The organism is Streptomyces sp. NPDC001536, from assembly GCF_042894505.1.
GTDB lineage: Bacteria > Actinomycetota > Actinomycetes > Streptomycetales > Streptomycetaceae > Streptomyces.
On sequence record NZ_JBIAVQ010000016.1, the window covers coordinates 117,845 to 141,420 of the forward strand.

Consider the following 23,576-nt stretch of genomic DNA (forward strand, 5'->3'; position numbering starts at 1 on the left):
TCAGACTCCGTGGGGCGCGGGGGCGTGGGGGCCGAACAGTTCGGTGTCCATGCGGTCGAGGGCGAGCTTCACGGCGCCGATGAGCGGGGCGTCGTGGCCCAGACCGGTGGCGCGGAGTTCGACCGCGGGGGTGCGGGCGGTGCGCAGGGCGGCGCCCACCCGGGGCAGCAGGATGTCGGCCGCGTCCTCCAGGCCGCCGCCGAGCACGATGAGGGAGGGGGCCACGGTCCAGGAGAGGGTGGTGAGGATGGACGCGATGTTCGCCACGAACTCGTCGACCTCGGCGAGCGCGGTGGCGTCGCCGGACCGGGCCGCCTCGAAGCGGGCGAGCGCCACCCCGCGCCGGGCGGGTTCGGGTGAGGTGAGCCAGGCTACGGGACGGTTCTCGACCGAGCCGGCCGGCAGCGACACCGCTTCGACGATCTCGCCCGCGGCTCCGTCGAGCCCGCGGTGCACCGCTCCTCGTATGAGGATGCCCAGACCGGTGCGGTTGCCGAGCATCGCCCATACGACGTTGTCGTGGTCGCCCGCCACCCCGCGCCAACGCTCCGCGAGCGCACCGAGGTTGGTGTCGTTGTCGGCGAACCACGGCATCCGGATACGGCGGTTGAGCTCCTCGGGCAGGTGGACGCCTTCCCAGCGGGTCGTGTGCACCAGACGCCGTACGACGCCGTCGTCGTCGATGGCGCCGCCGCCCGCGACCACGCCCGCGCGCAGCCGCTCCGGTGCTCCGCCGGCGTCGGCGAGGGCCTCCAGGACGAGTTCCGCCGCGTCGTCGAGGGTGCTCGTCGGGTCCTGGTAGGCGCGCAGCGGGCGGTGGGCGCGGCCGAGGATGTGGCCGCGTACGTCGGCGACGACCGCGGCGGCGTCGACGGTGGTGATGCGTACGGCCGCCAACAGGGCGTGCTCGGCCCGCAGTTCGTAGCGGCGGGCGGGGCGTCCGGCGCAGCCGCTGGTCGGGACGCGGTCGAGTTCGGTCACCCAGCCCGCCTCGACGAGGGTGTCCAGGACGATCTCGATGGTGCGGCGGGACAGCCCGGTCCGTTCGGCGAGGGCGGACAGTTTCATCGGTCCCGCCGACACCGCCAAGGCCCGGAGGATGACCGAGGTGTTGACGCGTCGCACGGCGCTCTGGTTCATGCCCGGCGTCAGCGGCTGGGGGGCCGTGGTTCTCATCGCATCCCCGTTCCGGCGATGCCGCGCACGAAGTGGCGTTGCAGGAACAGGAAGAGGACCAGCACCGGCAGCATCACGACGATCGCACCGGCGAGCATCAGGCCGTAGTCGGTGACGTGCGAGTCCGCCTGACTGGTCGCGGCGAGGCCGACCGGGAGGGTGTAGGTGGAGGTGCTCTGGGCGACGATCAGCGGCCAGATGAAGTTGTTCCACGAGTTCAGGAACGACATGATCGTGATCGTCGCGAGGGCGGGACCCGCCAGCGGGAGGAAGATCCGGAAGAAGATACGGAACTCCCCCGCGCCGTCGATCCGGGCCGCCTCCAGCAGTTCGTCGGGCACCGACAGCGCGTACTGCCGCATGATGAACACCGACAGCGGCAGGGCCACACTGGGCAGGGCGATGCCGCTGAGGGTGTCCGCGAGGCCCATGTCGACGGTGATCACGAACTGCGGGACGAACACCGCCGTGAACGGCATCATCAGCGCCGCCATCACCGCGCCGAACGCCAGCCGCTTGCCCGCGAAGTCGAGCTTGGCGAGCGCGTAGCCGGCCGCGGACGCCGCCACGATGTTGCCGAGCACCACGAGGGCGGCGACCACGATGCTGTTGGTCAGGAACCTGCCGAAGCCCTCGATGGCGAACAGGCGCGTGAAGTTGTCGAAGGTGACGTGCTGCGGGAGCCAGGCGCCGGGGTCGGCTCGGATCTCGTCCAGGCTGCGCAGCGAGCCGCTCACCACCCACGCGAAGGGGAGCAGGGTCAGCAGGGCGCAGAGGACGAGTGCTGCGTAGAGCAGGGGTCGGCGCGAAGCGGTCATGTGCGGGACCTCAGCATCCGGAACTGGACGGCGCTCACCAGGGCGACGAGCACGAGCGTCACGAACGACGCGGCGGACGACATCCCCAACTCCCCCGCCCCGAACTGGCGGTAGGTGTACAGCGCCACCGACTCCGTGGAGCCCAGCGGGCCACCGCCGGTGAGCAGGTACGGCTCGTCGAAGACCTGGAGGTAGAAGACGCTGAGCAGCACCGACACCATCAGCGTGGTGGGCAACAGCAACGGCAGGGTGATGTGGCGCAGTTGACGCCAGCGTCCCGCCCCGTCGAGCGCGGCGGCCTCGTACACGTCCTGCGGAACGGCCTGGAGTCCGGCGAGGAACAGCACCATCGCGGTGCCGAAGTTGCGCCAGACGCCGAGCAGGATCACCACCGGCATCGCCAGATCCGGGTCGTCCAGCCAGTTCGGACCGGCGAACCCCACGGCACCGAGCACCTTGTTGACGGTGCCGTCGGCGTTGAAGGCGTACTGCCAGATCAGGGCGACCGCGACGACGTTCGTGACGACCGGTGCGAAGAACACCGAGCGCAGCACACCGCGCAGCCGGCGGATGCCGGAGTTCAGCGCGAGCGCCAGCGCGAGTCCGAAGCCCATGGTCAGCGGGACGCCGACGGCCACGAAGAGAGCCGTGTTGCCGAGGTCCCGCAGGAAGCTCTCGTCCTGGAACAGGCGCAGGTAGTTCTCAATGCCGGTGAAGTCGACCGCGAACGGGTGCCGCAGGTCCGTCCCGCGCAGATCGGTGAGGCTGAAGCCGAGCGCGGCGACGGCGGGGAGCGCCGTGTAGAGCAGGAAGACGAGGGCGAACGGAGCGAGGAACAGCCAGGCGACAGCCGTACGGCGACCGCGGCGCGCCGTGCGCGGAGTCGCCGGGGCGCGCCGGGGCGCCGCCCGGGTCTCCCGTACGAGGGTGCTCGTCATCGGCGGCTCACTCCGTCCCGGTGCCGACGCTCTCGGCGTAGGCCTGGATGTCGGAGGCGGCCTTCGCGGCGGTCGTGGTCCCCTTGGCGACGGCTTCCATCTCCTTGCCCATCCGGGTCGCGACCTGCTGCCATGTGCTCACCTGGGGGAAGGCGCGGGTGTTCTTCAGCTGGGTGAAGAAGGCGTCCAGGAGCGGCTGGCCGGCGATGGCGGAGTCGTCCCAGGCGGAGATGACGGCGGGCAGCGAGCCGTAGGCCTTGTACTGCGCGACCTGGGTGCTCGGCTTGGCGATGTACCGGATCAGCTTCCAGGCCGCGTCCGTGTTGCCGCTGCCGGCGAGCACGCCCCAGCTGCCGCCGGCCGAGAAGGAGGCGCTGCCGGCGGATCCGGCGGGCAGGGGTGCGGTGGCGACGTGCGAGGCCGTCCAGCCGTCCTTCTTCGCGGCGGTGTCGAGCTGGCCGACGACCCATGGGCCGGTGATCATGGCGGCCGTCTTTCCGGAGACGAAGTACGGCTGTGCGTCGAGGAAGGTGGGAGTGCTGGTGTCGGCGGTCTTCGCGGTGAAGAACGACGCGTTGTACGTCAGCGCGTCCGCCATCTCGGCCGTGTCGAGGGTCCACTTCCCGTCGGCGGACATCAGGGAGCCGCCGGCCTGCCAGGCGTACATCGCGACGTCCTGGCCGTTGAAGACGTCCCAGCCGATGTCGGCGCCCAGCCCGCGCCGGGCGCCGGCGCCCTGGAGCGCCTTGAGGAACGGCACCGTGTCGTCCCAGGTCTTCGGCGCCTTCACCCCCGCCTTCCCGGCCAGGTCGGAGCGGTACACGAGCGCGTAGGTGTACGCGTACCAGGGCACCGTGTAGGCGACGTCCTTCACCACGCCCGCGTCCCAGAGGCTCGTGAAGAAGCTGCCCGGGTCGACGAGACCGTCCGGCACGGGTCTGAGGATCGACGGATCGACGAACTGCGCCTGCGACTCCGGGAAGAGCTGGGCCACGTCGGGCCCCTTGCCGGCCGCGATCGCCGACTGGAGCTTCGTGTAGTACTCGCCGTTCGGGATCAGCGTGGTCTTCACGACGAGGTCGGGGTTGTCGGCCTTGAACGGCTTGACGACCTTGTCCAGCACATCGGCGTCGCCCTGCGCGGCCCAGACGGTCACCGTGCCCTTGGCCGGGGAGTCGTCCACGCGCTCGGCACTGCCGGTCGCCGCGGTGTCGTCATTGCGCCCGCAGCCCGCCAGGGGAAGGGCGGCGCCGAGAGCCATACCGGCGGTCAGCCGCAGGGCACCGCGTCGGGTGAGGTTGGGCACAAGGGGCTCCTGTCTCAGGGCAGCGCGGGAGACGCCGCGGACAGCGGTGGGGTTTTCGGGGGAAGTAGCCAATTCGGCGCGATGGATCCCCCGAGTCGGACGGGATCCGTGGCGTTGACAGCGACGCTACGAAGGATGTGTTTCGGCCACGTGGCGCGGTCGGCGCCGAATAATTTCGGAACTTGTAGCGAAATCACGATCAGGCCTTCGCCGTGTGCCCCGGGTATCGCGTCGGCGAGCGGGGCGTGGACCTGGGGGGATATCGCAAAGGGCAGACCGTCGCTCCTCGTCGACCACGTTTGCCGATTCGCACCACCCGTCCATAGGTTGACCCGATGGGCCTTTTCGACAAGCTGACCGGCACGCGTCATCCCGAGAGCGGCATCGCGCCGCGTTCCGCCGAGGAGGTCCGGACCGCGCTGCTCGCCGTCAACGGGCCCGATGTGCCCTACGTCGTGCGCGACGCCCTGCCCGACGAGCGCGCCGACCTCGTCGCGGAGTGGCGGATCGAGGAACCCGCCTGGCACACCTTCTTCGCCCGCACCCAGCTCACGTCGACCCTCAAGACGCGGATGCGTCTGGTCCCGGACGACCACGAGGTGCGTACCGTCGACGAGCAGTGGCAGGTCACCTGGGTCGGGGAGACACCGCGGCTGGCCATCTCCGGTGAGTACTCCCGCGGGCAGGTCTCCACGGTCAGCCGGCAGTGGACGTACGAGCGCGGGGCCGACGGCCGGAGGCACCGGACGGAGGTGTTCCGCTTCGATCCCGCGGAGCTCAAGGACCCGCTGCGCGCTGCGGTCCTCGGCGCGGGATGGACATGGCGCGGCGTGGTCTTCAAGCTGTGACGCCCTGACCCCGGCCGAGGCGTCCGTCTCATTTGCCGACCGGCCTGCGCTCCGAGCGACCCATGGCCCAAGATGAGCAGGTCATGCACCAACCCGCCACGCACCGTCCAGCGCCCCTGCCCGTCCTGCGGGCCGCGGTGTTCGCCGTCGTCGGCACGGTGCTGGGGGTCAGCGCCCACCATCTGGCCGCCGAGGGCGCCGTACCGTGGGCGCAGGGCTCGGCCGTGGCCGCCGCGCTCTTCGGCCTGGGCCTGGTCGGCGTACGCCGTCCCCGGCACGTCGCGACGGTCGTGGCCGTCAGTGTCGTGGGCCAGTCCGGGCTGCACCTGTGGCTGACACTCGGCGCGCACGCACAACCCTCCGCTCACCAGCACGGTCACCCTGTGCAGGGCGCCCACACGAGCTCCTACGACTCCGTGGCCATGGCGGCGGCCCACGCCGGGGCCGCCGTACTCGTCGCGGTCCTGCTGCACCGCGCGGACGCGGCCTGCTGGACCCTCGCGCGCGGCCTGGCCGCGGTGCTCGACGCGGCGCGCGCCCATGTCGCCGCCGTGCGCACGGTGTTGACCCGCCCTGGGACGGGCGTGCGGCTCCGGCCGCCGGTTCCCGGACCGGTGGAGCCCGGACGGTCCGCGGCCACCGGTGCGGTGCTCGCGTATGCGGTGGTACGGCGCGGTCCTCCCGCGTCCGGGTCGGCTGACGTCAACTGACCCAGCCGGGACGCCGGTTACGGCCGCCCCGGCACACCCCCCTGCCTGGAGACACCCATGTCCCGCACCACCCGCCGCCTCGCCGTCGCCACCGCGGCCGCGGCAACCGCCGTTCTGCTCACCGCCGTTCCGGCCGCCGCCCATGTGGAGGTCGAGGCCAAGAACGCGCAGGCCCTCGCGCAGAACGTCGAACTCACCTTCAGCGCCGAGTCGGAGTCGGCCACCGCCGGCATCACCCAGCTCCGCGTGATCCTGCCCAAGGGCATCGCCCCGTCCGACGTGACGTACGAGGACGGCCCCGAGGGCTGGAAGTTCGCCACCACGGACGACGGTTACACCGTCAAGGGCCCGGCCGTGAAGGTCGGTGGCGACGTCGAGCACTCGGTCGTCGTACGGCAGCTGCCCGACGCGAAGGAGCTGGTGTTCAAGACTCTCCAGACCTACAGCGACGGCAAGGTCGACCGCTGGATCGAACTGGGCGAGTCCGACGACGGTCACGGCCACGGGCACGGCAACGAGGCCCCGGTCCTCGAACTGAAGGCGGCCGCGCCGGGCGCGACCACGGTGAGCCCCACCCCCAGCGCGTCGCCGACCCCGACACCGACGCCCACCGCCGCGCAGACCAGCGTCTCCCCCACCCCGCAGGCCGCCGACACCGAGCAGGACGAGGACAGCGGACTGTCCACGGGCGCGTGGATCGGTATCGCGGCGGCGGTCGTGCTCGTGGCCGGGGCGGTCGCCCTCGTCGTACGCCGACGGGGCGGCGCTCAGCAGTAGGCAGCAGTCTCCAAGGGCCCTCGCACACACGGTAGTCCGCGGTGCGGGGGCCCTTTCTCAGAAGTTCTTGACGAGCACGGTCGCCAGCCACAGCGCGACCACCACCGCGGCGAGCACACCCACCACCTGGACGGCCCGGACAGGAATCCTGCGCATCGCGTCCGCCTTCTCCTCGACTACCTGACGCAGTCCTACCCCGAACACTGGCCACCGGCACGGTTCACCGCGACGATCCGAGGGAATCCCGACCAATCGGCGGTCAAGGAGAGCCCCCTATGAAGGCCATCGTCCAGAACGCCTACGGCTCCACCGACACCCTGCACCTGCGGGACATCGACCGTCCCGTCCCCCGTGACGACGAGGTGCTCGTCGAGGTGCGGGCCGCCGGCGTCGACCCGAGCGTCTGGCATCTGATGACCGGACGGCCCTACATCGCCCGGCTCAGTCCCCAGCTCGGGCTGCGCCGCCCCGCGCACACCGTGCGCGGCTGGGACGCCGCCGGTCGGGTCGAGGCGGTGGGCGCCGAGGTCAGCGGCTTCAAGCCCGGCGACGAGGTCTTCGGCCAGTGCGACGGCTCCTTCGCCGAGTACGCGCGCGGCAAGGCCGAACAGCTCGCCGTCAAGCCCGCGAGTCTCTCCTTCGAACAGGCCGCCGTCCTGCCCGTCTCCGGTGTCACCGCCCTCCAGGCCCTCGACGTGGCGCGCCCCCGCCCAGGACAGAAGGTCCTCGTCATCGGGGCGTCGGGCGGGGTGGGGACCTACGCCGTCCAGCTCGCGGCGCACTACGGCGCCGAGGTCACCGGCGTCTGCGGCCCCACCGCGGCCGACCTGGTCCGCTCGCTCGGTGCCACCGACGTCATCGACTACACCCACGAGGACGTCACCGACCGGCCCGTTCGCTACGACCTGATCGTCGACTCCGCCGGCAACCGTTCCCTCTCCCGGCTGCGCCGCATCCTGGCCCCGCGCGGTACGGCCGTCTTCGTCGGCGGCGAGGACGCGGGCCCCGTGCTCGGCGGTCTGGACCGGTGGGTCCGCGGTCTGGTGCTCTCGGCCTTCGTCGGCCAGCGCTTCCGACCCCTGTTCGCGGCCACCCGGCAGCAGGACCTCCTCACGCTCAAGGCGCTGGTCGAGACGGGCGCGATCACTCCGGTCATCGACCGCGCCTACCCCCTCGCCGAGGCGGCCGACGCCGTACGCCACCTGGAGAAGGGGCATCCGCGGGGCAAGCTGGTCGTCACGGTCTGAAGCGACGTGCGGCGGCCCTGGAGTCAGCCGGTGCGCGCGCCCTCCTGACCGCCGGGGGATTCCACGCGGGCGAGCCAGGTCGTCAGGAGCGTTTCGAGGGTCTCGGCCTCGGTGGGTGTCAGCAGGTCCAGGAGCCGGCGTTCGTTGCGCATGTGGTCGGTGAAGGCCCGGTCGATCAGTTCGCGGCCGGGTCTGGTGAGGGCGACGATCCGGCCCCGCTGGTCGTCGTCGGCCCGTCGGCGGGTGACGAGTCCGGCGCGCTCCAGACGGTCGATCCGTTTCGTCATCGCGCCGGTGGTGACCATGGTGTGGGCGGCGAGCTCGCCGGGCGCCCGTTCGTAGGGCTCACCGGCGCGGCGCAGGGCACATAGGACGTCGAACTCCCCCTCGCTCAGGCCGTAGTCGCCGTAGACGAGGCACAGCTCCTCGGTGAGCCGGTCGGCCAGGCGGTGCAGCCGGCCGATCACTCCTTGCGGGGTGACGTCGACGTCGGGCCGTTCACGACGCCAGTCGGCCTGGATGCGGGCCACGCGGTCGAGTTGTTCCATGCGGTCACAATACCTTCCCGGGAAGCTATATTAGCTTCCATGGAAGGTAATGCGCGCTGGGTGGCGCTGACCGCGGTCGCGCCGGTGGCCTGGGGCACCAACTACTTCGTCACGCACGAGTACCTGCCGGCGGACAGCCCGCTGTACGGGGCGGCGCTGCGGGCGCTGCCCGCCGGGCTGGTGCTGCTGGCGCTGTGCCGGAAGCTGCCGCGCGGCGCGTGGTGGGGGCGGGCGGCGGTGCTGGGCTTGCTCAATGTGAGCGTGTTCTTCGTGCTCGTCTACGTCGCGTCCCAGCTGCTTCCGACGAGCGTCGCCTCGACCGTCATGGCGATGTCCCCGCTGACGATGATGCTCATCGCCTGGCCGCTGGTCGCCGAGCGGCCCGGCCTCGCGCATCTGGCCGGTGCGGCGGTCGGGCTCGGCGGGGTGTGCCTGATGCTGCTCACCGGAGAGGGCGGGGTGAACGTGCCGGGCGTCCTCGCCTCGGCGGGGGCGATGCTGGTGTCGGCCTTCGGCCACATCCTGACCAAGCGGTGGAACGCCGGGACGGACGTGCTCGCCTCCACCGCCTGGCAGCTCACCGCCGGAGCGGTGTTCCTGCTGCCGGTCGCGGCGGTCGTGGAGGGCCCGCCGCCCGCGCTCTCCCCGTCGGCGCTGCTCGCCTTCGGCTATGTCTCCCTGGTCGCCACCGCGCTGGCCTTCACCCTCTGGTTCGCCGGACTGCGCCATCTGCCCGCGGCGACCGTGGGTCTGATCGGGCTGCTCAACCCGGTGACCGGCGTGCTGCTCGGCACGGCCGTCGCGGGCGAGGCGATGACGGGCCGGCAACTGTGCGGGCTGGCGCTCGTGTTGATCGGCGTGATCCTGGGCAGGCCCGCGCGCTCGGGGCGAGGGGACTCCCGTCCGCGAGCCCTCACGCCTCCCGCAGCTGAGCCCTCCGCCTGCGATCGCCGCTGACGCCGGTGCAAGGTTGAGGGGTGACCGAACGACGCTTCGACGTATGGGCGGCCGGGGACGCGTACGAGCGGTACATGGGCCGCTGGAGCCGACTCGTGGCCGACGAGTTCGTGGCGTGGCTCCCCTGCCCGCCCGGCGCACGGTGGCTGGACATCGGGTGCGGTTCCGGGGCCCTGACCGCCACGGTGGCCGCCCGCTGCCGCCCCCGGACGCTGCTCGGCCTTGACGCGTCCACCGGGTTCGTCACCACGGCCCGCGCCGCGACCCCCGAACCGGCCCGCTTCGCGGTGGCGGACGCCCAGGCCCTGCCGGTGCGGAACGCGGTCTTCGACGTGGCCGTCAGCGGACTGGTCCTCAACTTCCTCACCACGCCCGGTGCCGCGCTCGCCGAGGCGGCGCGCGCGGTGCGGCCGGGCGGCCTGGTCGCCGCCTACGTCTGGGACTACGCCGAGGGCATGGAGTTCCTGCGCCACTTCTGGGCTGCCGCGACAACGGTGGACGCCTCGGCGACGGCCCACGACGAGAGCCGCCGCTTCCCGCTCTGCGACCCGAACGCCCTGACCGACCTCTGGAGCGAGGCCGGGCTGACCGAGGTGACGGTCGCACCGATCGACATCACCACGCACTTCCCCCACTTCGACGACCTGTGGTCCCCGTTCCTGTCCGGCCAGGGCCCCGCCCCCGGCTACGTCGCCACCCTCTCACCGACCACCCGGGAGCAGCTGCGCAGGACGCTGCGCGACCGAGTGCCGGCCGGGGCCGACGGCACGATCGCCCTGAAAGCCCGCGCGTGGGCCGTACGGGGGAGCAAGCAGGATCACTGACCGCGCCCGGCAGCGTCCGTCCGGTGCATCTGAATCTCTCTGGCGGCACACCCGACGGACTGACCCTGCGGGCCCGCAGTTTCATAGGCAGCGACTGCGTCAGGGTCGACGTCCGGCCGAGGGAGCGACACCGGCAGGCGTGGCTCGAGTCCGGCGTCCCCGCGGAGGAGATCGACCGCGTCGTGGCGTTTCAGCGCCAATGGGGCGGCCTCCTACTGCCACGGTATCCGCGCTACGACGGTGGGCCCAGTTATCTGCATCCCGATGTCTCGGTGCCCTTCGCGTTCATAATCGGACCCGGCGGGGAGTTCGGCCTCCACTCGGACCGCTGGCCCCCCTGCACGAGACGATCGAGGGGTCGGTGGAGTCCCTCGCCCTGTCCCACCACGCGGCGTTGTGGGCCAAGTGCATCACCAAGGTGACCGGCGACGAGGTCGAGGCCATCGCACTGGACGGCTATGAGCCGGTGCGCGAGGTCAGGGGGCTGGCGGACACCTGGTGGCGGGGCGCCGACTCCCTGGTGGCGGCGTCGACGACGACCGAGGATGAGCGCCCGACCCTTGTCCCATATACCCTCCGGGGGTATGTTCCGTCCGGAGGAACTCCCCCACGGCACAAGGAGGGTGAACGCCATGTCCGAGAACCCTGCCACCGTAGAAGGCTTCGCCGAGGACGGGTACGACGAGGTGCGGCGGGTCTTCCAACGGCTCGTGGACGACGGGGCGGAGACCGGGGCCGGGCTGTCGGTCTGGCGGGACGGGCGGGAGGTGGTGCGGCTGAGCGCGGGATGGGCCGATGCCGGGCGGAGCCGACCGTGGCGGACGGACACGCTGGTCATGCCGTACTCGCTGTCGAAGACCTTCGTCACGCTCGCGGCGCTGGTGGCGGTGCGCGAGGGCGTGGTGGCGTTGGACGAGCCGGTCGGCACGTACTGGAAGGCGTACGGGAGCAACGGCAAGGAGACGACCACCCTCCGCCAGATCCTCACCCACCGCGCGGGCCAGCCCCGCTTCCCCGCCGAGGCCGCGGACCTCGACCTGCTGGACGACGCCGGGCTGCGGAACAGCCTGGCCCGGGCGGCACCGGAGTACGTCCCGGGCACTTCGCTCGGCGAGCACGCGCTGACGTACGGCCATCTCGTCGACGGCATCCTGCGCGCGGCCGCCGGCACCACGCTCGGGGCGATGTTCAACGAGGTCGTGCGACCGGCACTGGACCTCGACGCCTGGTTCGGCGTACCGGACGACGCGTTGGACCGTGTCGCCGACCTCGAGTACGCGCACCCCGACTGGCCCGAGCGGCTGCCCGCCGCACCCTGGCTGCGGATCCCGGACGGCGCCCTGGACACGGAACGCACCAACTCCCGGGCCTGGCGCCAGTCGGTGTTCGGCGCGGCCAACGTCCAGACGACGGCCACCTCGACGGCGGCCTTCTTCTCCCGCCTCACCGACGAGGACGGACCGGTACGTCAACTCCTGGGCCCGCGGCTGCACTCGGAGCTCCTCACCTCCCAGGTCACCGGCCACGACGAGGTCTTCGGCACCCGCATCACCTGGACGCTCGGCCTCATCCGGGACAAGGGGAAGATCGCCAAGGGCGGCATCGGCGGTTCCGCCGCCTGGTGCTCGCTGCGGCACCGGCACGCCTGCGCGTATCTGACCCGCCGCCTGGACGACCACGCGCGCGCCGCGCAGATCGCCATGGCCCTGGGAGACGACCTGACCGTCGTGGGCGAGGACTGAACAGGCCGCCCGGTCCTAGCGCAACTCGACCGTGGCGCCACGGCGTTCGAGGAGTCGGACGATCTCGTCGACGTAGGTGAGCCCCTCCTCGGACACGTCATCGGCGAAGGCCTGCCGTGCGATGTGTGAGTCGTGCCAGATCAGGGTGAAGGGCGCGGCTATGCCGAAGCCGCCGCCCAGGCAGTCCCTGAACGCGTTCCACTCCCGTCCGAAGTAGCCGCCCGGACCCACGAGCGCCTCGGCCATCGCACAGTGCAGGCCCGGCCCGTCGGTGACGAAGCTGCCGTCGAGGTGGTGGACGCCGCCGGAGCGGTCGGGGTGCGGCTCGCCGACACCGGTGGCGGTGAGTTCGAGCCACTCGTACCGTCCCTCGGTGGTGTACGGAGCCCACTGATTACGGGCCGTCGGAGCTCCCCGGTACCAGGTCTCCCAGATCGGACGGGCCACCAGCGGGCGCTGGTCGCCGCCGTCGGTGAGCGTGATGTCGAGGAGGTCGGCGCCGAGCACGGACGGGCGCGCCTTCTCGATCCGCAGATGGACGTCGTGGCGGTACATCACCCGGCCGTGGCGGTCCAGCGCCAACAGCCACACCCAGTCCCTGTCCCACTTGCGCCGTCGGCCCAGCACCGTGCGCAGCGGTTCGGCGGGCTCGCAGCCGACGAGGTGCATCGGCACCGGCCCCCGGCCGTGACGGGAGACGAACAGCCCCTCCACGTCCAGGCACTGCCCGGCGGGCGCGGCACCCGCGGTGGTCCCTCCGAACACCTTGAACTCCGGCTGTGCGGGCAGTGTGTGCTCCCAGGCGATTTCCGCCTCGACGCCCGCGCCCACGACGACATCCACCATCGCCGGATCGTTCCGGTTCGGCCGGTGTGTCAGTACGACGGTGTCGACCAGGGTCCACCACTGGAGCGGCTGTTCCTCGTCCCAGACCTCGACGCACAGGTCACCCAGCAGCCCGGTGCCCGTACCGTCCGGCAACAGGGCGTCCCGCAAAGGGCCTTCGGGAACGCAGCCCCGCAGCGTCAGCACCTCGCGCGGCGGCGGCACCTTGTCGACGAACAGCCCCTCGACACCGGCACACCGTCCCCAGTACCGCTCCTCGCCGTCCGCGTCCTCCTGCACCAGCAGATACCTGACCGGGAATTCCCGCTCCCAGACCGCATGCTCCGCGCCCCGCACCCATCCCCCACACTCGAACCACCCGCACCCGACCCGCACTTGGGATCAGGCCCACGCAAGCGTGCCACCCGAGCACGGTACGCGCCTCTCAATTGGTTACCGCTACCGACGGCGCCCACGGAAGAATCGAGCCATGGGAATAGACCTGCAACTGCACAACGGACGGCCGCACCGGCACAAGCGGCGTCAGAAACAGCAGCCGACGCTGATCCGCCAGTCCTACGAGCACGGAGAGACGCTGGCCGGGCTGATCTCCGAGCTGCCGACCAACACCTCGGGCAAACTCTGGATGGTCGACCCGTACAGGGACACCCTCTTCAACGAGCAGGTGGCCGAGGCCGCGCTCCGCGAGATCCCCGACCTGCTGAACCGCTGCACGAGCGAGGCGCAGACCGAAGCGGTCCGGGACCTCGCCGCGTTCCTGGAGGCCTGTGCCACGACTCCCGGCAGTTACCTCGTGTTCGTCGGAGACTGAACCCTCTCAGCCAAACGTCGCGGTCCCTCTCATACATCGCCGAGGAACCCCGGATCGGCCGGGCCCAGCTGCCGGGCGAAGTCGGCGGCCACTGCGCAGACCTCGCGCATCGGCACGGCCCGCCAACCGTTCGCGGCGGGATCGGCGTGGGCCTCCTCGCGCCATCCGGGCCGGCGCAGCCCGCCGTAGAACGTCTCCAGGCGCCGGGACAACAGCCAGTGCACCCAGGCGGAGTGACCCATGTCCATGGCCTCCCACGCCAGGGTGTCGGGCGCGAAGCAGGTCGTCTGCCCCGGGGAACCGGGGCGTCCGGACGCGGCGGGATCATGGCCGTTTCCGGGGGCTGCGATCATGCTCGGATGCGGAAGATCGATGAGCTGACCCGGGTGGACGACCCGGCCTGGCCGGAACTCCAGGAGGCGTTCGCGGCCAGTGCCGACGGCCGGACCTAGGGGGCCGCCGCCTCCAGGTCGGTGACCGTGCCCGACATGATCGTCCGGACGTGTTCGGTGATGTGCTCCACCGGCCAGTCCCACCAGGCCACCGCCAGCAGCCGGGCGATGTCCTTGTCGCTGTAGCGGGTGCGGATGAGGCGGGCCGGGTTGCCTCCGACGATCCCGTAGTCGGGGACGTCGGAGGTGACCACGGCGCCGGTGCCGATGATCGCGCCGTGACCGATCCGCACACCGGGCATCACCGTCGTGCCGTGGCCGAACCAGACGTCGTTCCCCACGACCGTGTCACCCCTGTTCGGCAGTCCGGTGAGCAGGTCGAAGTGCTCGGACCAGGAGCCGCCCATGGTCGGGAAGGGGAACGTCGAGGGGCCGTCCATACGGTGGTTGGCCCCGTTCATGATGAACCGCACCCCCGTCCCCAGCGCACAGAACTTGCCGATCACGAGCTTCTCCGGCCCGTAGTGATAGAGCACGTTCCGCGTCTCGAAGGCGGTCGGATCCTCCGGGTCGTCGTAGTACGAGAACTCCCCCACCTCGATGAGCGGCGACTTCACCAACGGCTTGAGCAGCACCACACGCGGCTGCTCGGGCATGGGATGCAGCACCGTGGGATCGGCGGGTACGGGCATGTGGGCCATTCCTTGCGGATCGGGGACGGGGGTCCGGAGTCACGATCGCAGTGCGTCGGCCCCGGCAACACCGAATTACCGCCGAGCCGTGGCGGCCGTTTCAGGGGCGGCGAGGTCCGTCACGGCCGGATCGGCGCAACAGGTGCTGCCCTGCTGCTTGGCCAGGGAGTCGGCGTCGGCCTTGACGACGTACACCTCCCAGGGCTCCTGGCCGGGGCCGTGCACCCAGACCTTGTCCTGGAGGGCGTAGCAGCAAGTGGTGTCGTTCTCGACGTCGGTGGCCAAGCCTTCTCCGCTGAGACGAGCGGTGGCCGCGTGGACCGCCTCGGTGCTCTCCACCTCGACGCCGAGGTGGTCCATGCGGGTCGTCTCGCCCTCTGTTCCCTCGATGAGGACGAGCTTGAGCGGGGGCTCGGTGATGGCGAAGTTGGCGTATCCGTCGCGGAGTTTGGCGGGTTCGGTGCCGAAGAGCCTGCTGTAGAAGGCGACGGACGCGTCGAGATCGGGGACGCGGAGGGCGAGCTGTACGCGGGACATGGCGAAGCTCCTTGTGTGGGTGCGGGGTTCAGCAGCCGCCGGACGCGGATGCCGGGGCGGCGGTGCCGATCTGGAGGGTGGTGGGGGTCGCGCAGCAGCCGCCGCTCGACTGTTCCGGTTCGTCGAACAGGCCCGAACCGCCGCAGACTCCGGTCTCCGGGAGGGTCAACTCGACGCGCTCGGCTGCCTCTTGGTCACCGGCGAGCGCCGCGGTGATGGAGCGGACCTGCTCGTAACCCGTCATGGCGAGGAACGTGGGGGCACGGCCGTAGGACTTCATGCCGACCAGGTGGACGCCCTGCTCGGGGTGGGAGAGCTCGTTCACGCCGTGCGGGTAGACCGTGCCGCAGGAGTGGACGTTCGGGTCGATCAGCGGGGCCAGGGCGGTCGGTGCCTGGAGGCGTTCGTCGAGGCCGAGTCGGAGCTCGGAGAGGAAGGAGAGGTCCGGGCGGAAGCCGGTCAGGACGATCACCTCGTCGAGCGGGTCCGTGCGGTGGCCGTCCTCCGACTCGAGGACCAGTCGGTCACCGTCGTACGAGACGGCCTTCGTGCGGAATCCGGTGATCGCGCTCGCGTGACCGGCCTCGACGGCCGCCTTCGCCCGCAGGCCCAACGCCCCGCGCGCGGGCAGCTGGTCGGCCTCGCCGCCGCCGTAGGTGTTCGCCCCGATGCCCCGGCGCAGGATCCACACCGCGTGCGTGCCGGGGGCGTCGACGGCCAGGTCCGCGAGGAGGGCGAGGGCGGTGAACGCGGAGGCTCCGGAGCCGATCACGGCGGTGCGCCGGCCCGCGTAACGGGCGCGTACGGCCGGGTCGTCGATGTCGGGGACGCGGTAGGAGACGCGGTCGGCGGCCGCCTTCTCGCCGAGTGCGGGCAGGCCGTCCGCGCCCATCGGGCTCGGTGTGGACCAGGTGCCGGACGCGTCGATGACGGCGCGGGCGGTGAGGCGTTCCTCGCGGCCGTCCGGGGTCTCGATGTGCACGGTGAAGGGCTGCTCGTCGCGGCCCGAGTCGACGATGCGGTCCCGGCCCGCGCGGGCGACGCCGGTCACCCGGGCGCCGTAGCGGACCTTGTCGCCCAGGACGTCGGCGAGCGGCTGGAGGTACCGCTCGGCCCAGTCACCGCCGGTCGGGTACGCGGTGGCGTCGGGGCGGATCCAGCCGGTCGGGGCCAGCAGCTTCTCCGCGGCCGGGTCGACGAGCTCGCCCCAGGTGGAGAACAGACGGACGTGCGACCACTCCCGCACGGCGGCGCCCGCCGTGGGGCCGGCCTCCAGGACCAGGGGTTCCATACCGCGCTCGACGAGGTGGGCGGCGGCGGCCAGGCCGATCGGTCCGGCGCCGATGACCACGACGGGCAGGCGGTCGATGGCGGTGGCGTTCACTGACGGTCCCCTTTGCTTCGACGTTCATCGATATAGAAGTCAGCTTGGCCCCTGATTCGACAAGTGTCAACATAGACGTATGTCGAACACCGAGGCGCTGCCCCTGCTCGAACCCGAGACCTCCGACGCCGTGGCACCGTGCTGTCCGCCCCTGACCGAGCGGCCCCTGACCGCCGAGGAGGCCGAGCGGACCGCCACGATGTTCAAGGCCCTCGGCGACCCGGTGCGGCTGCGCCTGTTCTCGCTGATCGCCTCGCACGCGGGCGGCGAGGCGTGCGTGTGCGACATCTCCGATGTCGGCGTCTCCCAGCCGACCGTCTCCCACCACCTGAAGAAGCTCAAGGACGCCGGACTGCTCACCTCCGAGCGACGCGGCACCTGGGTGTACTACCGGGTCGAGCCGTCCGTGGTCGCCGCGATGGGACAGATGCTGCGCACCTTCGGGTGACTACCCGACGGACCGCCCGCGTACGAAGATCACCGCCACCAGGGCCAACCCGACCACCCCGCCGACGAGTTGGGCACCGACGAACCCCGGCACCGAGCCCGGCGCGATGCCCGCGAACGTGTCGCTGAAGGTACGCCCGACCGTCACCGCCGGGTTGGCGAAGGACGTGGAGGACGTGAACCAGTAGGCCGCGCCGATGTACGAGGCCACGGCCACCGGCGCGAAGCGGAGGCGGTCCGTACGGGCGAGGCCGAAGATCAGCAGGATCAGCCCGGCGGTGGCGACCACTTCGGCGAGCAGCAGATGACCGGCCGACCGGTCGTGCGTGGACCACTTCACCAGCGGCTCACCGAACATCGCGTCCGCCAGGACCGCGCCCGCTATCGCGCCGGCGATCTGCGCGGGGACGTAGACCGCGACCTCGCGCGCCCTGACACCGTCGCCGCCGCGTCGGGCCGTCCACCACTCGGCCAGCGTGACCACCGGGTTGAAGTGCGCCCCGGACACCGGGCCGAACAGCAGGATCAGGATGCCGAGGCCGAAGACGGTGGCGAGGGAGTTGGCGAGGAGCTGGACACCGACGTCCCGCGTCAGTTCGGTCGCCTGGATGCCGGAGCCGACCACGATCGCGACCAGTGCGGCGGTGCCGAGCAGTTCGGCCGCCGCGCGGGCGGTCAGGGGCGCGGGCCGCGGGGCGGCGGTGATCTCCGGCTGTGCCACGGCCGTGGCATCGGTGACGGTCAACGGGACTCCTCACAAAGGTCTTCGCGGATCACGGACAGGACCGCTTGACGTTGTTCTGGGCGGTAATGCGCGCGGTCTCCGCCAACTCGGCGAACCCGCCCGCGAGCGAGGCGATGCCCTCCGGCCTGAGCCGGTAGTAGGTGAAGCGGCCGCACGGTTCCGTCTGCACCACACCCGCCTCCCTCAGCACCCTCAGATGGTTGGAGAGGTTGGTCTGCTTCGCCCCCGTCTCCTCGATCAGGTGCGTGGTGCAGAGCGTCTCGCGGGCCAGCAGGGTGATGATCCTCAGGCGCAGCGGGTCGGCCAGCACCCGCATGAGATCAGTGTCGACTGATGTCAGCATGGGCTGATACTTTCACATCATGTCCGACACCCCGCTCGCATCCGTGCTCTTCGTCTGCGTCCACAACGCCGGCCGCTCCCAGATGGCCGCCGGTTTCCTGACCCATCTCGCGGGCGACCGGATCGAGGTCCGCTCGGCCGGCTCCGTCCCGGGCGACCAGGTCAACCCGTCGGCGGTCGAGGCGATGAAGGAGGTCGGCGTCGACATCTCCGCGGCCGAGCCGAAGATCCTCACCACCGAGGCCGTCCAGGCGTCCGACTACGTCATCACCATGGGCTGCGGCGACGCCTGCCCGGTCTTCCCCGGCAAGAAGTACCTCGACTGGGCTCTGGAGGACCCGGCGGGCAAGGGCGTCGAGGCCGTCCGGCCGATCCGGGACGAGATCAGGACCCGTATCGAGGCGCTGATCTCCGAGATCGACGGCGGTCCGGTCGCGACGCCGTAACCGTTCGCGGCGCCCCCTGCCGCTTCACCGCGCCCAGTGTGGTGTCCAGGTCTCCGCATCGAGGCGACCCGGCCCCGCGCTGTCGAGATAGGTGCGGAGCGTCTTGAGGGCGGGGTGGGGGTTGTCGGACCGCCGGATCAGGGAGTGCGGGTAGACCGGCATCGGGTCGCGGAGCGTGATGCGGCGCAGGTCCTGGTCGGTGGGCCAGACCATGCGGGTCTGTTCGCCGACCAGGGTGGCCAGCCGCGGGGACTCGGCGATCGTGTCGAGGAGCGGATCGGTGCCGAAGTCCGGTCCGGTCGCCTCGATGGTGAGGCCGAACTCCGTGGCGAACTCCTCGTAGTACGCCGCCCATTCGGTACCGGCGACCAGTCCGGGCATCCAGATGCGGTGCCCGGCGAGCTGTGCCGGAGTGACCTCGCGGGCCGTGGCCAGGGCGTGGCGCGGTCCGGTCAGCAGCTGGACGGGCTCGTCGTACACCCGCGTCGCCGCGATGCCGTCGGGGAGGCGGCGGGCGGGGACGGTGACGGCGCGGAAGGAGGCGTCGATCGTGCCGGAGCGGATGGCGGCCAGTGCCTCCTTCGCGTCGAAGAGGGTCACCACGTCGAGTTCGACCTCGGGGCGCGCGCGGTGGAAGCCGCGCAGCAGTGCGGCCGGGCCGAGCCGGCGGCCGATCACGTCCACGCGCAGGGCGCGGGAGCCGGGCCGTACGGAGGCCATGGCCCGCTCCGCGGTGTCGAGAAGCGCCCGGGCGTGGGGCAGGAACGCCTGACCGTCGATGGTGAGCCGCACTCCGCGCGGGGTGCGCGTGAACAGCCGTACGGCCAGCTCCTTCTCCAGTGCGGCGACGCGCTTGGAGACCGCCTGCTGGGTGACCGACAGGGTCGTGGCGGCGTCCTGGAGCCGTCCCGTCTCCGCGGCCGTCACGAACGTCCGCACGGCATCGAGGTCCATGGCCGCCATCGTAGATCCACAACCATTGGTTGTGTCCGAGCCGCTCGGGGGTTGTTTGATCTCTCGATCCGTCGACCGCTTGGATGTCCGTGGATCAGGGAGAGAGGCGGCGGCATGGGGCGGGCCTTCGGGTGGTTGTGGGCGGCGTACGGCATCAGCGCGCTCGGCACGGCCCTTGCCCTCCACGCCTTTCCGCTGATCGCGATTCTCGTCCTGCACGCAGGTCCGGCGCAGGTGTCGGCGCTGGCGGCGGCGGGGCTCGCGGTCGGGGCGGTGGTGGCGGTGCCGCTCGGGCCGTGGGTCGAGTTCCGTCGCAAGCGGCCGGTGATGGTGGCCATGGATCTGGCCCGGTGCGCGCTGCTGATGAGCGTTCCGGTCGCGTACGCCTTCGACCGGCTGAGCTTCGCACAACTTCTGGTTGTGTCGGTGTTCGTCGCCGCGGCCGACATCACCTTCACCGCCGCGTCCGGCGCCTGCCTCAAGGCCCTGGTGCCGCAGAAGGATCTGCTGGCCGCCAACGGACGGTTCGAGGCCACGATGTGGACCACCACCATGATCGGGCCGCCCCTCGGCGGCGCGGCGATCGGGCTCCTGGGCCCCGTGGTGACCGTCGTCGCCGACGCCGTCAGCTATCTGCTCTCGGCGGTCGGGATCCGCGCCATGGGCGGGAAGAAGGAGGTCCGCCCCGTACGGCCCGAGACGGGGACCCGGATCAGGAGCCGTGACCTGCTCGACGGCTGGCGCTTCATCCTCGGCGACCCGGTGCTGCGCCCGCTGTTCCTCAACGCCGTCCTCGTCAACGGGCTGATCATGGTGGCCGCCCCGCTGCTCTCCGTCCTCATGCTCGGCGGCCTCCATTTCGCGCCCTGGCAGTACAGCCTCGCCTTCGCGCTGCCGTGTGTCGGCGGACTGATCGGCTCACGCCTGTCCCGGCGGCTGGTCGCACGGTTCGGCCGGCACAAGGTCCTCGTCACCGCCGGAACCCTTCGGGTGTGCTGGCCCCTGGGGCTGGCCTTCGTCGGCCCGGGCGTACCCGGACTCCTGCTGGTCATGGTGGTGGAACTCGGGCTCATCACCTGCATCGGCGTCTTCAATCCGGTACTGGCCACCTACCGCCTCGAACACACCCCGCCCGACCGCGTCGCCCGCACACTGTCCGCCTGGTCCATCAGCGGCAAACTGACCATCGCCGCCCTGACGGCGCTGTGGGGTCTGCTGGCCACCCTCACCACCACCCGCACCGCCATCGCCGTGGCCGGACTCCTGCTCCTCGCCACACCGCTCCTGCTCGGCAGGCGTGCCCTGCCGGCCGCCTGACGCGGCCACGGATCACCACCGACGTACCGGGGTTCCTCACAGTCGTACGACGATCAGGGCGGTGTCGTCCGTGGCCCCCTCCGTGGGGAGGAGTTCCTTCAGGACCGCGTCCGCCAGGTCCTCCGGATCGGCGTCCCGGTGGCGGGTGAGGGAGTCCGCCAGGCGTTCCAGACCGATCTCGATGTCCTCGCGGCGGCGTTCCACCAGGCCGTCGGTGTAGAGCACCAGGGTGGCGCCGCCGGCGAAGGAGGTCGTCGCCTGCGGTCGCGGGACGGGGGCGGGACTGGCGTCCAGTGGCGGGTCCGTGGCCGCGTCGAGGAACTCGACCTTGCCGTCGGCGTGGACGAGTGCCGGGGGAAGATGCCCCGCACTGCTGTAGGTGATGGTGCGGGCGTCGAAGTCGATGAACGTGATGACCACCGTGGCGGACTCCGCGCCGGCGACCACGTGCGCGTAGCGGCCCAGGACGTCGAGGGCCTGCGCCGGACCCTCGGCCACCCGTGAGGCGGCGCTCAGCGCGCTGCGCAGCTGGCCCATCACGCAGGCCGCCGCCAGTCCGTGTCCGACGACGTCACCGACCGCGACCCCGATACGGTCGCGGCCGACCAGGTCCACGAGGTCGTACCAGTCGCCGCACACGTTCAGCGCGCCGATCGCGGGGCGGTAGCGGACGGCCGCCCGGTGCTCCCCCTTCAGCCGGGGTGTCGGCAGCATCGCCTCCTGGAGCGCCAGGGCGACCTCGCGCTCGCGGGCGTGGGCCTTCCTCAGGCGCTCGTTGACCTCCTGCAACTCCCGGGCGCGGATGTACAGTTCGGCCTCCAGCGCCCGGGCCCGGGTGCCGACGGGGCCACCGCGGTCGCGGATGAACTCGCTGACCTCCTCCACCCGGTGCACGAGGAGGACGACCTCGCCGTCGGGGCCCAGCACGGGGGCGTTGACCGGGCTCCAGTAGCGCTCCTCCCAGCGCCCCGGCGCCTCCAGGGACCGGACGTCGTAGCGCTGCACGGCCATGGTGTCGCGCTCTCCGGTGGCCAGGACGCGCTGGAGGGAGGCGGCCAGGTTGCGCATGCCGGAGGCCGCCGGGTCCTCGGGGTTGTCCGGGAAGACGTCGAACAGATAGCGGCCGACCAGTTGCTCCCGGCTGCGGCCGGTCATACGGACGAACTCCTCGTTGACGTCGACGTACATCAGCTCGGGGGTCAGGACCGCCACCATGCCGGGCAGGGCCTGGAACACCGCTGCGTAGTCGATCCGCGCGTCCGCCATGGCTCTGCCGCCTCACTGCCGATATCGCATCACTTCCCACGATATGAGCCATGGGTGGCCGGCGGGGGTGCCCGCGGATCACGAGGGTCGGTAATTCGGTTGCTCCCGGCCTGTCCCGACGGGCTAGATTCCGCGCATGGCAGACATTCGGGGCTCGTACGACGATCTGTTCACCGCCGTGCCGAACGCGCTGGCCGGGTACCTCGACGCCGGGGATGTCGGCGGCTCGGTCGCGGTCTTCGTGGACGGTGCGCCCGTGGTGGACGTCTGGGGCGGCTTCGCGGACGCCGGGCGCACCGTGCCGTGGGAGCGGGACACCGTCACCAACGTCTGGTCGGTCACCAAGACGATGACGGCACTGTCCGCGCTGGTGCTGGCGGACCGGGGCGATCTCGACGTGGACGCGCCGGTCGCCCGGTACTGGCCGGAGTTCGCCGCGGCGGGCAAGGAGAAGGTGCTCGTACGGCATCTGCTCGCGCACACCGCGGGTCTGCCGGACTACGACGGGCCGGTGGAGGAGCTCTACGACTGGGCGGCGGTCACGGCCCGCCTGGCCGCGCTGGCCCCGCAGTGGGAGCCGGGAACCGCGGCGGGGTACCACTCGCTGACGCAGGGGTTCCTCGTCGGCGAGGTCGTCCGCCGGATCACGGGCCGGACGCCGGGCGCGTTCTTCGCGGACGAGGTGGCCGGGCCGCTCGGCGCCGACTTCCGGATCGGGCTGTCCGCCGAGCACGACCACCGCGTCGCGCTCGGCGTTCCGCCGCCCGGTCAGGACGAGGACTACGTCGCCGGAGCCGCGGACCAGGACCCGGCCCCCTCCACGGCGACCGGGATCCGCCTCCGGGACGGCAACGGCCTGGCCTGGCGCCGGGCCCAGATCCCCGCGGCGAGCGGCTTCGGCAACGCCCGCTCGGTCGCCCTCGTCCAGTCGACGATGGCCTGCGCGGGCACCCTGAACGGCGTCCGACTCCTGTCCCCGGCAGGCTGCGCACGGGCCTTCGAGGAGCAGTACACCGGCGATGACCGGATCCTCGGCATCCCGGTGAGCTGGGGCCTCGGCTACGGCCGCTTCGGCACCACCTACGGCTGGGGCGGCTGGGGCGGCTCCCTCGTCATGATCGACCCGGCCGCCCGGATGACGGTCGCCTACGTGACGAACCAGATGCGCGAACCGTCGGCGGACCAGCGGGGGCTGGAGCTGGTGATGGCGGCGTACGAGGGGCTGCAGGGGCTCGGGGGCTGAGCCGGGGGCGACGTCGCGGTGCGGGGGCATCGGGCCGAGGCAGGGGCGCGGGAGTCCAGGGGACCGGGTCCGGGGGCGGGAGCCGGGCGCGGGCGGGGTCTGTCCGGGCCACGGGGTACACGGATGGGTGCGGGATGCTAGGCCGGGGCGGCAGCCGTGAGGCCGCGGGGGCGCCAGCCCCTCACCGGCCTCTACCGCCTGACCTGACAACCGTCCCCCGACCGAGCACCCCCGGCCCAAGCCCCGCCCCTCACGCCCGCACA

At 71.6% G+C, this 23,576-nt stretch carries 26 protein-coding genes; 12 read left to right on the forward strand and 14 right to left on the reverse strand.

Annotated features, from left to right (window positions below; genetic code table 11):
* The 4 genes from ACFY0U_RS35810 to ACFY0U_RS35825 are packed head-to-tail and all read right to left on the reverse strand — an operon-like array spanning position 1 to position 4,238.
* Entirely contained in the window at positions 1-1,176 is a 1,176-nt protein-coding gene (locus tag ACFY0U_RS35810) for an ROK family protein (RefSeq protein ID WP_388642932.1), read from the reverse strand.
* Positions 1,173-1,994, reverse strand: a complete 822-nt coding sequence (locus tag ACFY0U_RS35815; protein WP_388642934.1) for a carbohydrate ABC transporter permease — start codon at positions 1,992-1,994, stop codon at positions 1,173-1,175. Before ACFY0U_RS35815 ends, ACFY0U_RS35810 begins: the two co-directional genes overlap by 4 nt.
* The gene (locus tag ACFY0U_RS35820; protein WP_388642936.1) at positions 1,991-2,932 is read right to left on the reverse strand and encodes a carbohydrate ABC transporter permease; all 942 of its coding nucleotides are present in this window, start codon (positions 2,930-2,932) and stop codon (positions 1,991-1,993) included. Before ACFY0U_RS35820 ends, ACFY0U_RS35815 begins: the two co-directional genes overlap by 4 nt.
* 7 nt (positions 2,933-2,939) lie before the next feature.
* A complete protein-coding gene (locus tag ACFY0U_RS35825; RefSeq protein ID WP_388642938.1) occupies positions 2,940-4,238 on the reverse strand; it encodes an extracellular solute-binding protein in 1,299 nt (432 codons plus the stop codon).
* A 335-nt stretch (positions 4,239-4,573) separates the two neighbouring features.
* On the opposite strand from ACFY0U_RS35825, the gene ACFY0U_RS35830 reads away from it, so the two are divergent.
* The 4 genes from ACFY0U_RS35830 (at position 4,574) to ACFY0U_RS35845 (ending at position 7,820) form a co-directional block, all read left to right on the forward strand.
* Positions 4,574-5,086, forward strand: coding sequence for a hypothetical protein (locus ACFY0U_RS35830; RefSeq protein ID WP_388642940.1), 513 nt, complete (start codon positions 4,574-4,576; stop codon positions 5,084-5,086).
* An 83-nt stretch (positions 5,087-5,169) separates the two neighbouring features.
* Positions 5,170-5,796 carry a hypothetical protein gene (locus ACFY0U_RS35835; RefSeq protein WP_388642942.1) on the forward strand — a complete coding sequence of 209 codons (627 nt, stop codon included), beginning with the start codon at positions 5,170-5,172 and terminating at the stop codon, positions 5,794-5,796.
* A 57-nt stretch (positions 5,797-5,853) separates the two neighbouring features.
* Positions 5,854-6,573: a DUF1775 domain-containing protein gene (locus ACFY0U_RS35840; RefSeq protein WP_388642944.1), complete on the forward strand. Its 720-nt coding sequence runs from the start codon at positions 5,854-5,856 to the stop codon at positions 6,571-6,573.
* 275 nt (positions 6,574-6,848) lie between these two features.
* A complete protein-coding gene (locus ACFY0U_RS35845; RefSeq protein WP_388642947.1) occupies positions 6,849-7,820 on the forward strand; it encodes an NAD(P)-dependent alcohol dehydrogenase in 972 nt (323 codons plus the stop codon).
* Between the two features lie 23 nt (positions 7,821-7,843).
* On the opposite strand, the gene ACFY0U_RS35850 is transcribed toward ACFY0U_RS35845, so the two are convergent.
* A complete protein-coding gene (locus ACFY0U_RS35850; RefSeq protein WP_388642948.1) occupies positions 7,844-8,368 on the reverse strand; it encodes a MarR family winged helix-turn-helix transcriptional regulator in 525 nt (174 codons plus the stop codon).
* 39 nt (positions 8,369-8,407) lie between these two features.
* On the opposite strand from ACFY0U_RS35850, the gene ACFY0U_RS35855 reads away from it, so the two are divergent.
* The 3 genes from ACFY0U_RS35855 to ACFY0U_RS35865 all read left to right on the forward strand — a co-directional run bounded on the left by ACFY0U_RS35855 (position 8,408) and on the right by ACFY0U_RS35865 (position 11,891).
* Entirely contained in the window at positions 8,408-9,325 is a 918-nt protein-coding gene (locus ACFY0U_RS35855; protein WP_388642950.1) for an EamA family transporter, read from the forward strand.
* Between the two features lie 20 nt (positions 9,326-9,345).
* Positions 9,346-10,149, forward strand: coding sequence for a class I SAM-dependent methyltransferase (locus ACFY0U_RS35860; protein WP_388642953.1), 804 nt, complete (start codon positions 9,346-9,348; stop codon positions 10,147-10,149).
* Positions 10,150-10,781: 632 nt separating this feature from the next.
* Positions 10,782-11,891: a serine hydrolase domain-containing protein gene (locus tag ACFY0U_RS35865; protein ID WP_388642955.1), complete on the forward strand. Its 1,110-nt coding sequence runs from the start codon at positions 10,782-10,784 to the stop codon at positions 11,889-11,891.
* Positions 11,892-11,906: 15 nt separating this feature from the next.
* On the opposite strand, the gene ACFY0U_RS35870 is transcribed toward ACFY0U_RS35865, so the two are convergent.
* Positions 11,907-13,073: a barstar family protein gene (locus tag ACFY0U_RS35870; protein ID WP_388642957.1), complete on the reverse strand. Its 1,167-nt coding sequence runs from the start codon at positions 13,071-13,073 to the stop codon at positions 11,907-11,909.
* A gap of 133 nt (positions 13,074-13,206) precedes the next feature.
* Here ACFY0U_RS35870 and ACFY0U_RS35875 point away from each other — a divergent pair, with 133 nt between their 5' ends.
* On the forward strand, positions 13,207-13,548 hold the full coding sequence (locus ACFY0U_RS35875) for a hypothetical protein (RefSeq protein WP_388642959.1): 342 nt from the start codon (positions 13,207-13,209) through the stop codon (positions 13,546-13,548).
* Between the two features lie 29 nt (positions 13,549-13,577).
* On the opposite strand, the gene ACFY0U_RS35880 is transcribed toward ACFY0U_RS35875, so the two are convergent.
* The 4 genes from ACFY0U_RS35880 to ACFY0U_RS35895 form a co-directional block, all read right to left on the reverse strand.
* A complete protein-coding gene (locus tag ACFY0U_RS35880; RefSeq protein WP_388642961.1) occupies positions 13,578-13,901 on the reverse strand; it encodes a DUF2625 family protein in 324 nt (107 codons plus the stop codon).
* Between the two features lie 95 nt (positions 13,902-13,996).
* On the reverse strand, positions 13,997-14,632 hold the full coding sequence (locus ACFY0U_RS35885; protein WP_388642963.1) for a CatB-related O-acetyltransferase: 636 nt from the start codon (positions 14,630-14,632) through the stop codon (positions 13,997-13,999).
* 75 nt (positions 14,633-14,707) lie between these two features.
* On the reverse strand, positions 14,708-15,169 hold the full coding sequence (locus ACFY0U_RS35890) for an ArsI/CadI family heavy metal resistance metalloenzyme (protein WP_388642965.1): 462 nt from the start codon (positions 15,167-15,169) through the stop codon (positions 14,708-14,710).
* A 28-nt stretch (positions 15,170-15,197) separates the two neighbouring features.
* Complete coding sequence (locus ACFY0U_RS35895) at positions 15,198-16,553, reverse strand: NAD(P)-binding domain-containing protein (RefSeq protein ID WP_388642968.1); 1,356 nt, start codon at positions 16,551-16,553, stop codon at positions 15,198-15,200.
* Between the two features lie 79 nt (positions 16,554-16,632).
* Here ACFY0U_RS35895 and ACFY0U_RS35900 point away from each other — a divergent pair, with 79 nt between their 5' ends.
* Positions 16,633-17,001, forward strand: a complete 369-nt coding sequence (locus ACFY0U_RS35900) for an ArsR/SmtB family transcription factor (RefSeq protein WP_388642969.1) — start codon at positions 16,633-16,635, stop codon at positions 16,999-17,001.
* Here ACFY0U_RS35900 and ACFY0U_RS35905 read toward each other — a convergent pair whose 3' ends face one another.
* Positions 17,002-17,745 carry an aquaporin gene (locus tag ACFY0U_RS35905; RefSeq protein WP_388642972.1) on the reverse strand — a complete coding sequence of 248 codons (744 nt, stop codon included), beginning with the start codon at positions 17,743-17,745 and terminating at the stop codon, positions 17,002-17,004.
* Between the two features lie 28 nt (positions 17,746-17,773).
* On the reverse strand, positions 17,774-18,088 hold the full coding sequence (locus tag ACFY0U_RS35910; protein ID WP_388642974.1) for an ArsR/SmtB family transcription factor: 315 nt from the start codon (positions 18,086-18,088) through the stop codon (positions 17,774-17,776).
* Between the two features lie 19 nt (positions 18,089-18,107).
* On the opposite strand from ACFY0U_RS35910, the gene ACFY0U_RS35915 reads away from it, so the two are divergent.
* The gene (locus tag ACFY0U_RS35915) at positions 18,108-18,533 is read left to right on the forward strand and encodes an arsenate reductase ArsC (RefSeq protein WP_388642977.1); all 426 of its coding nucleotides are present in this window, start codon (positions 18,108-18,110) and stop codon (positions 18,531-18,533) included.
* Positions 18,534-18,557: 24 nt separating this feature from the next.
* Here the strand turns inward: ACFY0U_RS35915 and ACFY0U_RS35920 are convergent, their stop codons facing one another.
* Positions 18,558-19,487 carry a LysR family transcriptional regulator gene (locus ACFY0U_RS35920; protein ID WP_388642980.1) on the reverse strand — a complete coding sequence of 310 codons (930 nt, stop codon included), beginning with the start codon at positions 19,485-19,487 and terminating at the stop codon, positions 18,558-18,560.
* Positions 19,488-19,601: 114 nt separating this feature from the next.
* On the opposite strand from ACFY0U_RS35920, the gene ACFY0U_RS35925 reads away from it, so the two are divergent.
* On the forward strand, positions 19,602-20,804 hold the full coding sequence (locus ACFY0U_RS35925) for an MFS transporter (RefSeq protein ID WP_388642983.1): 1,203 nt from the start codon (positions 19,602-19,604) through the stop codon (positions 20,802-20,804).
* A 36-nt stretch (positions 20,805-20,840) separates the two neighbouring features.
* On the opposite strand, the gene ACFY0U_RS35930 is transcribed toward ACFY0U_RS35925, so the two are convergent.
* Entirely contained in the window at positions 20,841-22,070 is a 1,230-nt protein-coding gene (locus ACFY0U_RS35930; RefSeq protein ID WP_388642985.1) for a PP2C family protein-serine/threonine phosphatase, read from the reverse strand.
* Between the two features lie 136 nt (positions 22,071-22,206).
* Between ACFY0U_RS35930 and ACFY0U_RS35935 the strand changes: the two genes are divergently transcribed.
* On the forward strand, positions 22,207-23,313 hold the full coding sequence (locus tag ACFY0U_RS35935; RefSeq protein ID WP_388642986.1) for a serine hydrolase domain-containing protein: 1,107 nt from the start codon (positions 22,207-22,209) through the stop codon (positions 23,311-23,313).
* The last annotated feature ends 263 nt before the right edge of the window (positions 23,314-23,576 follow it).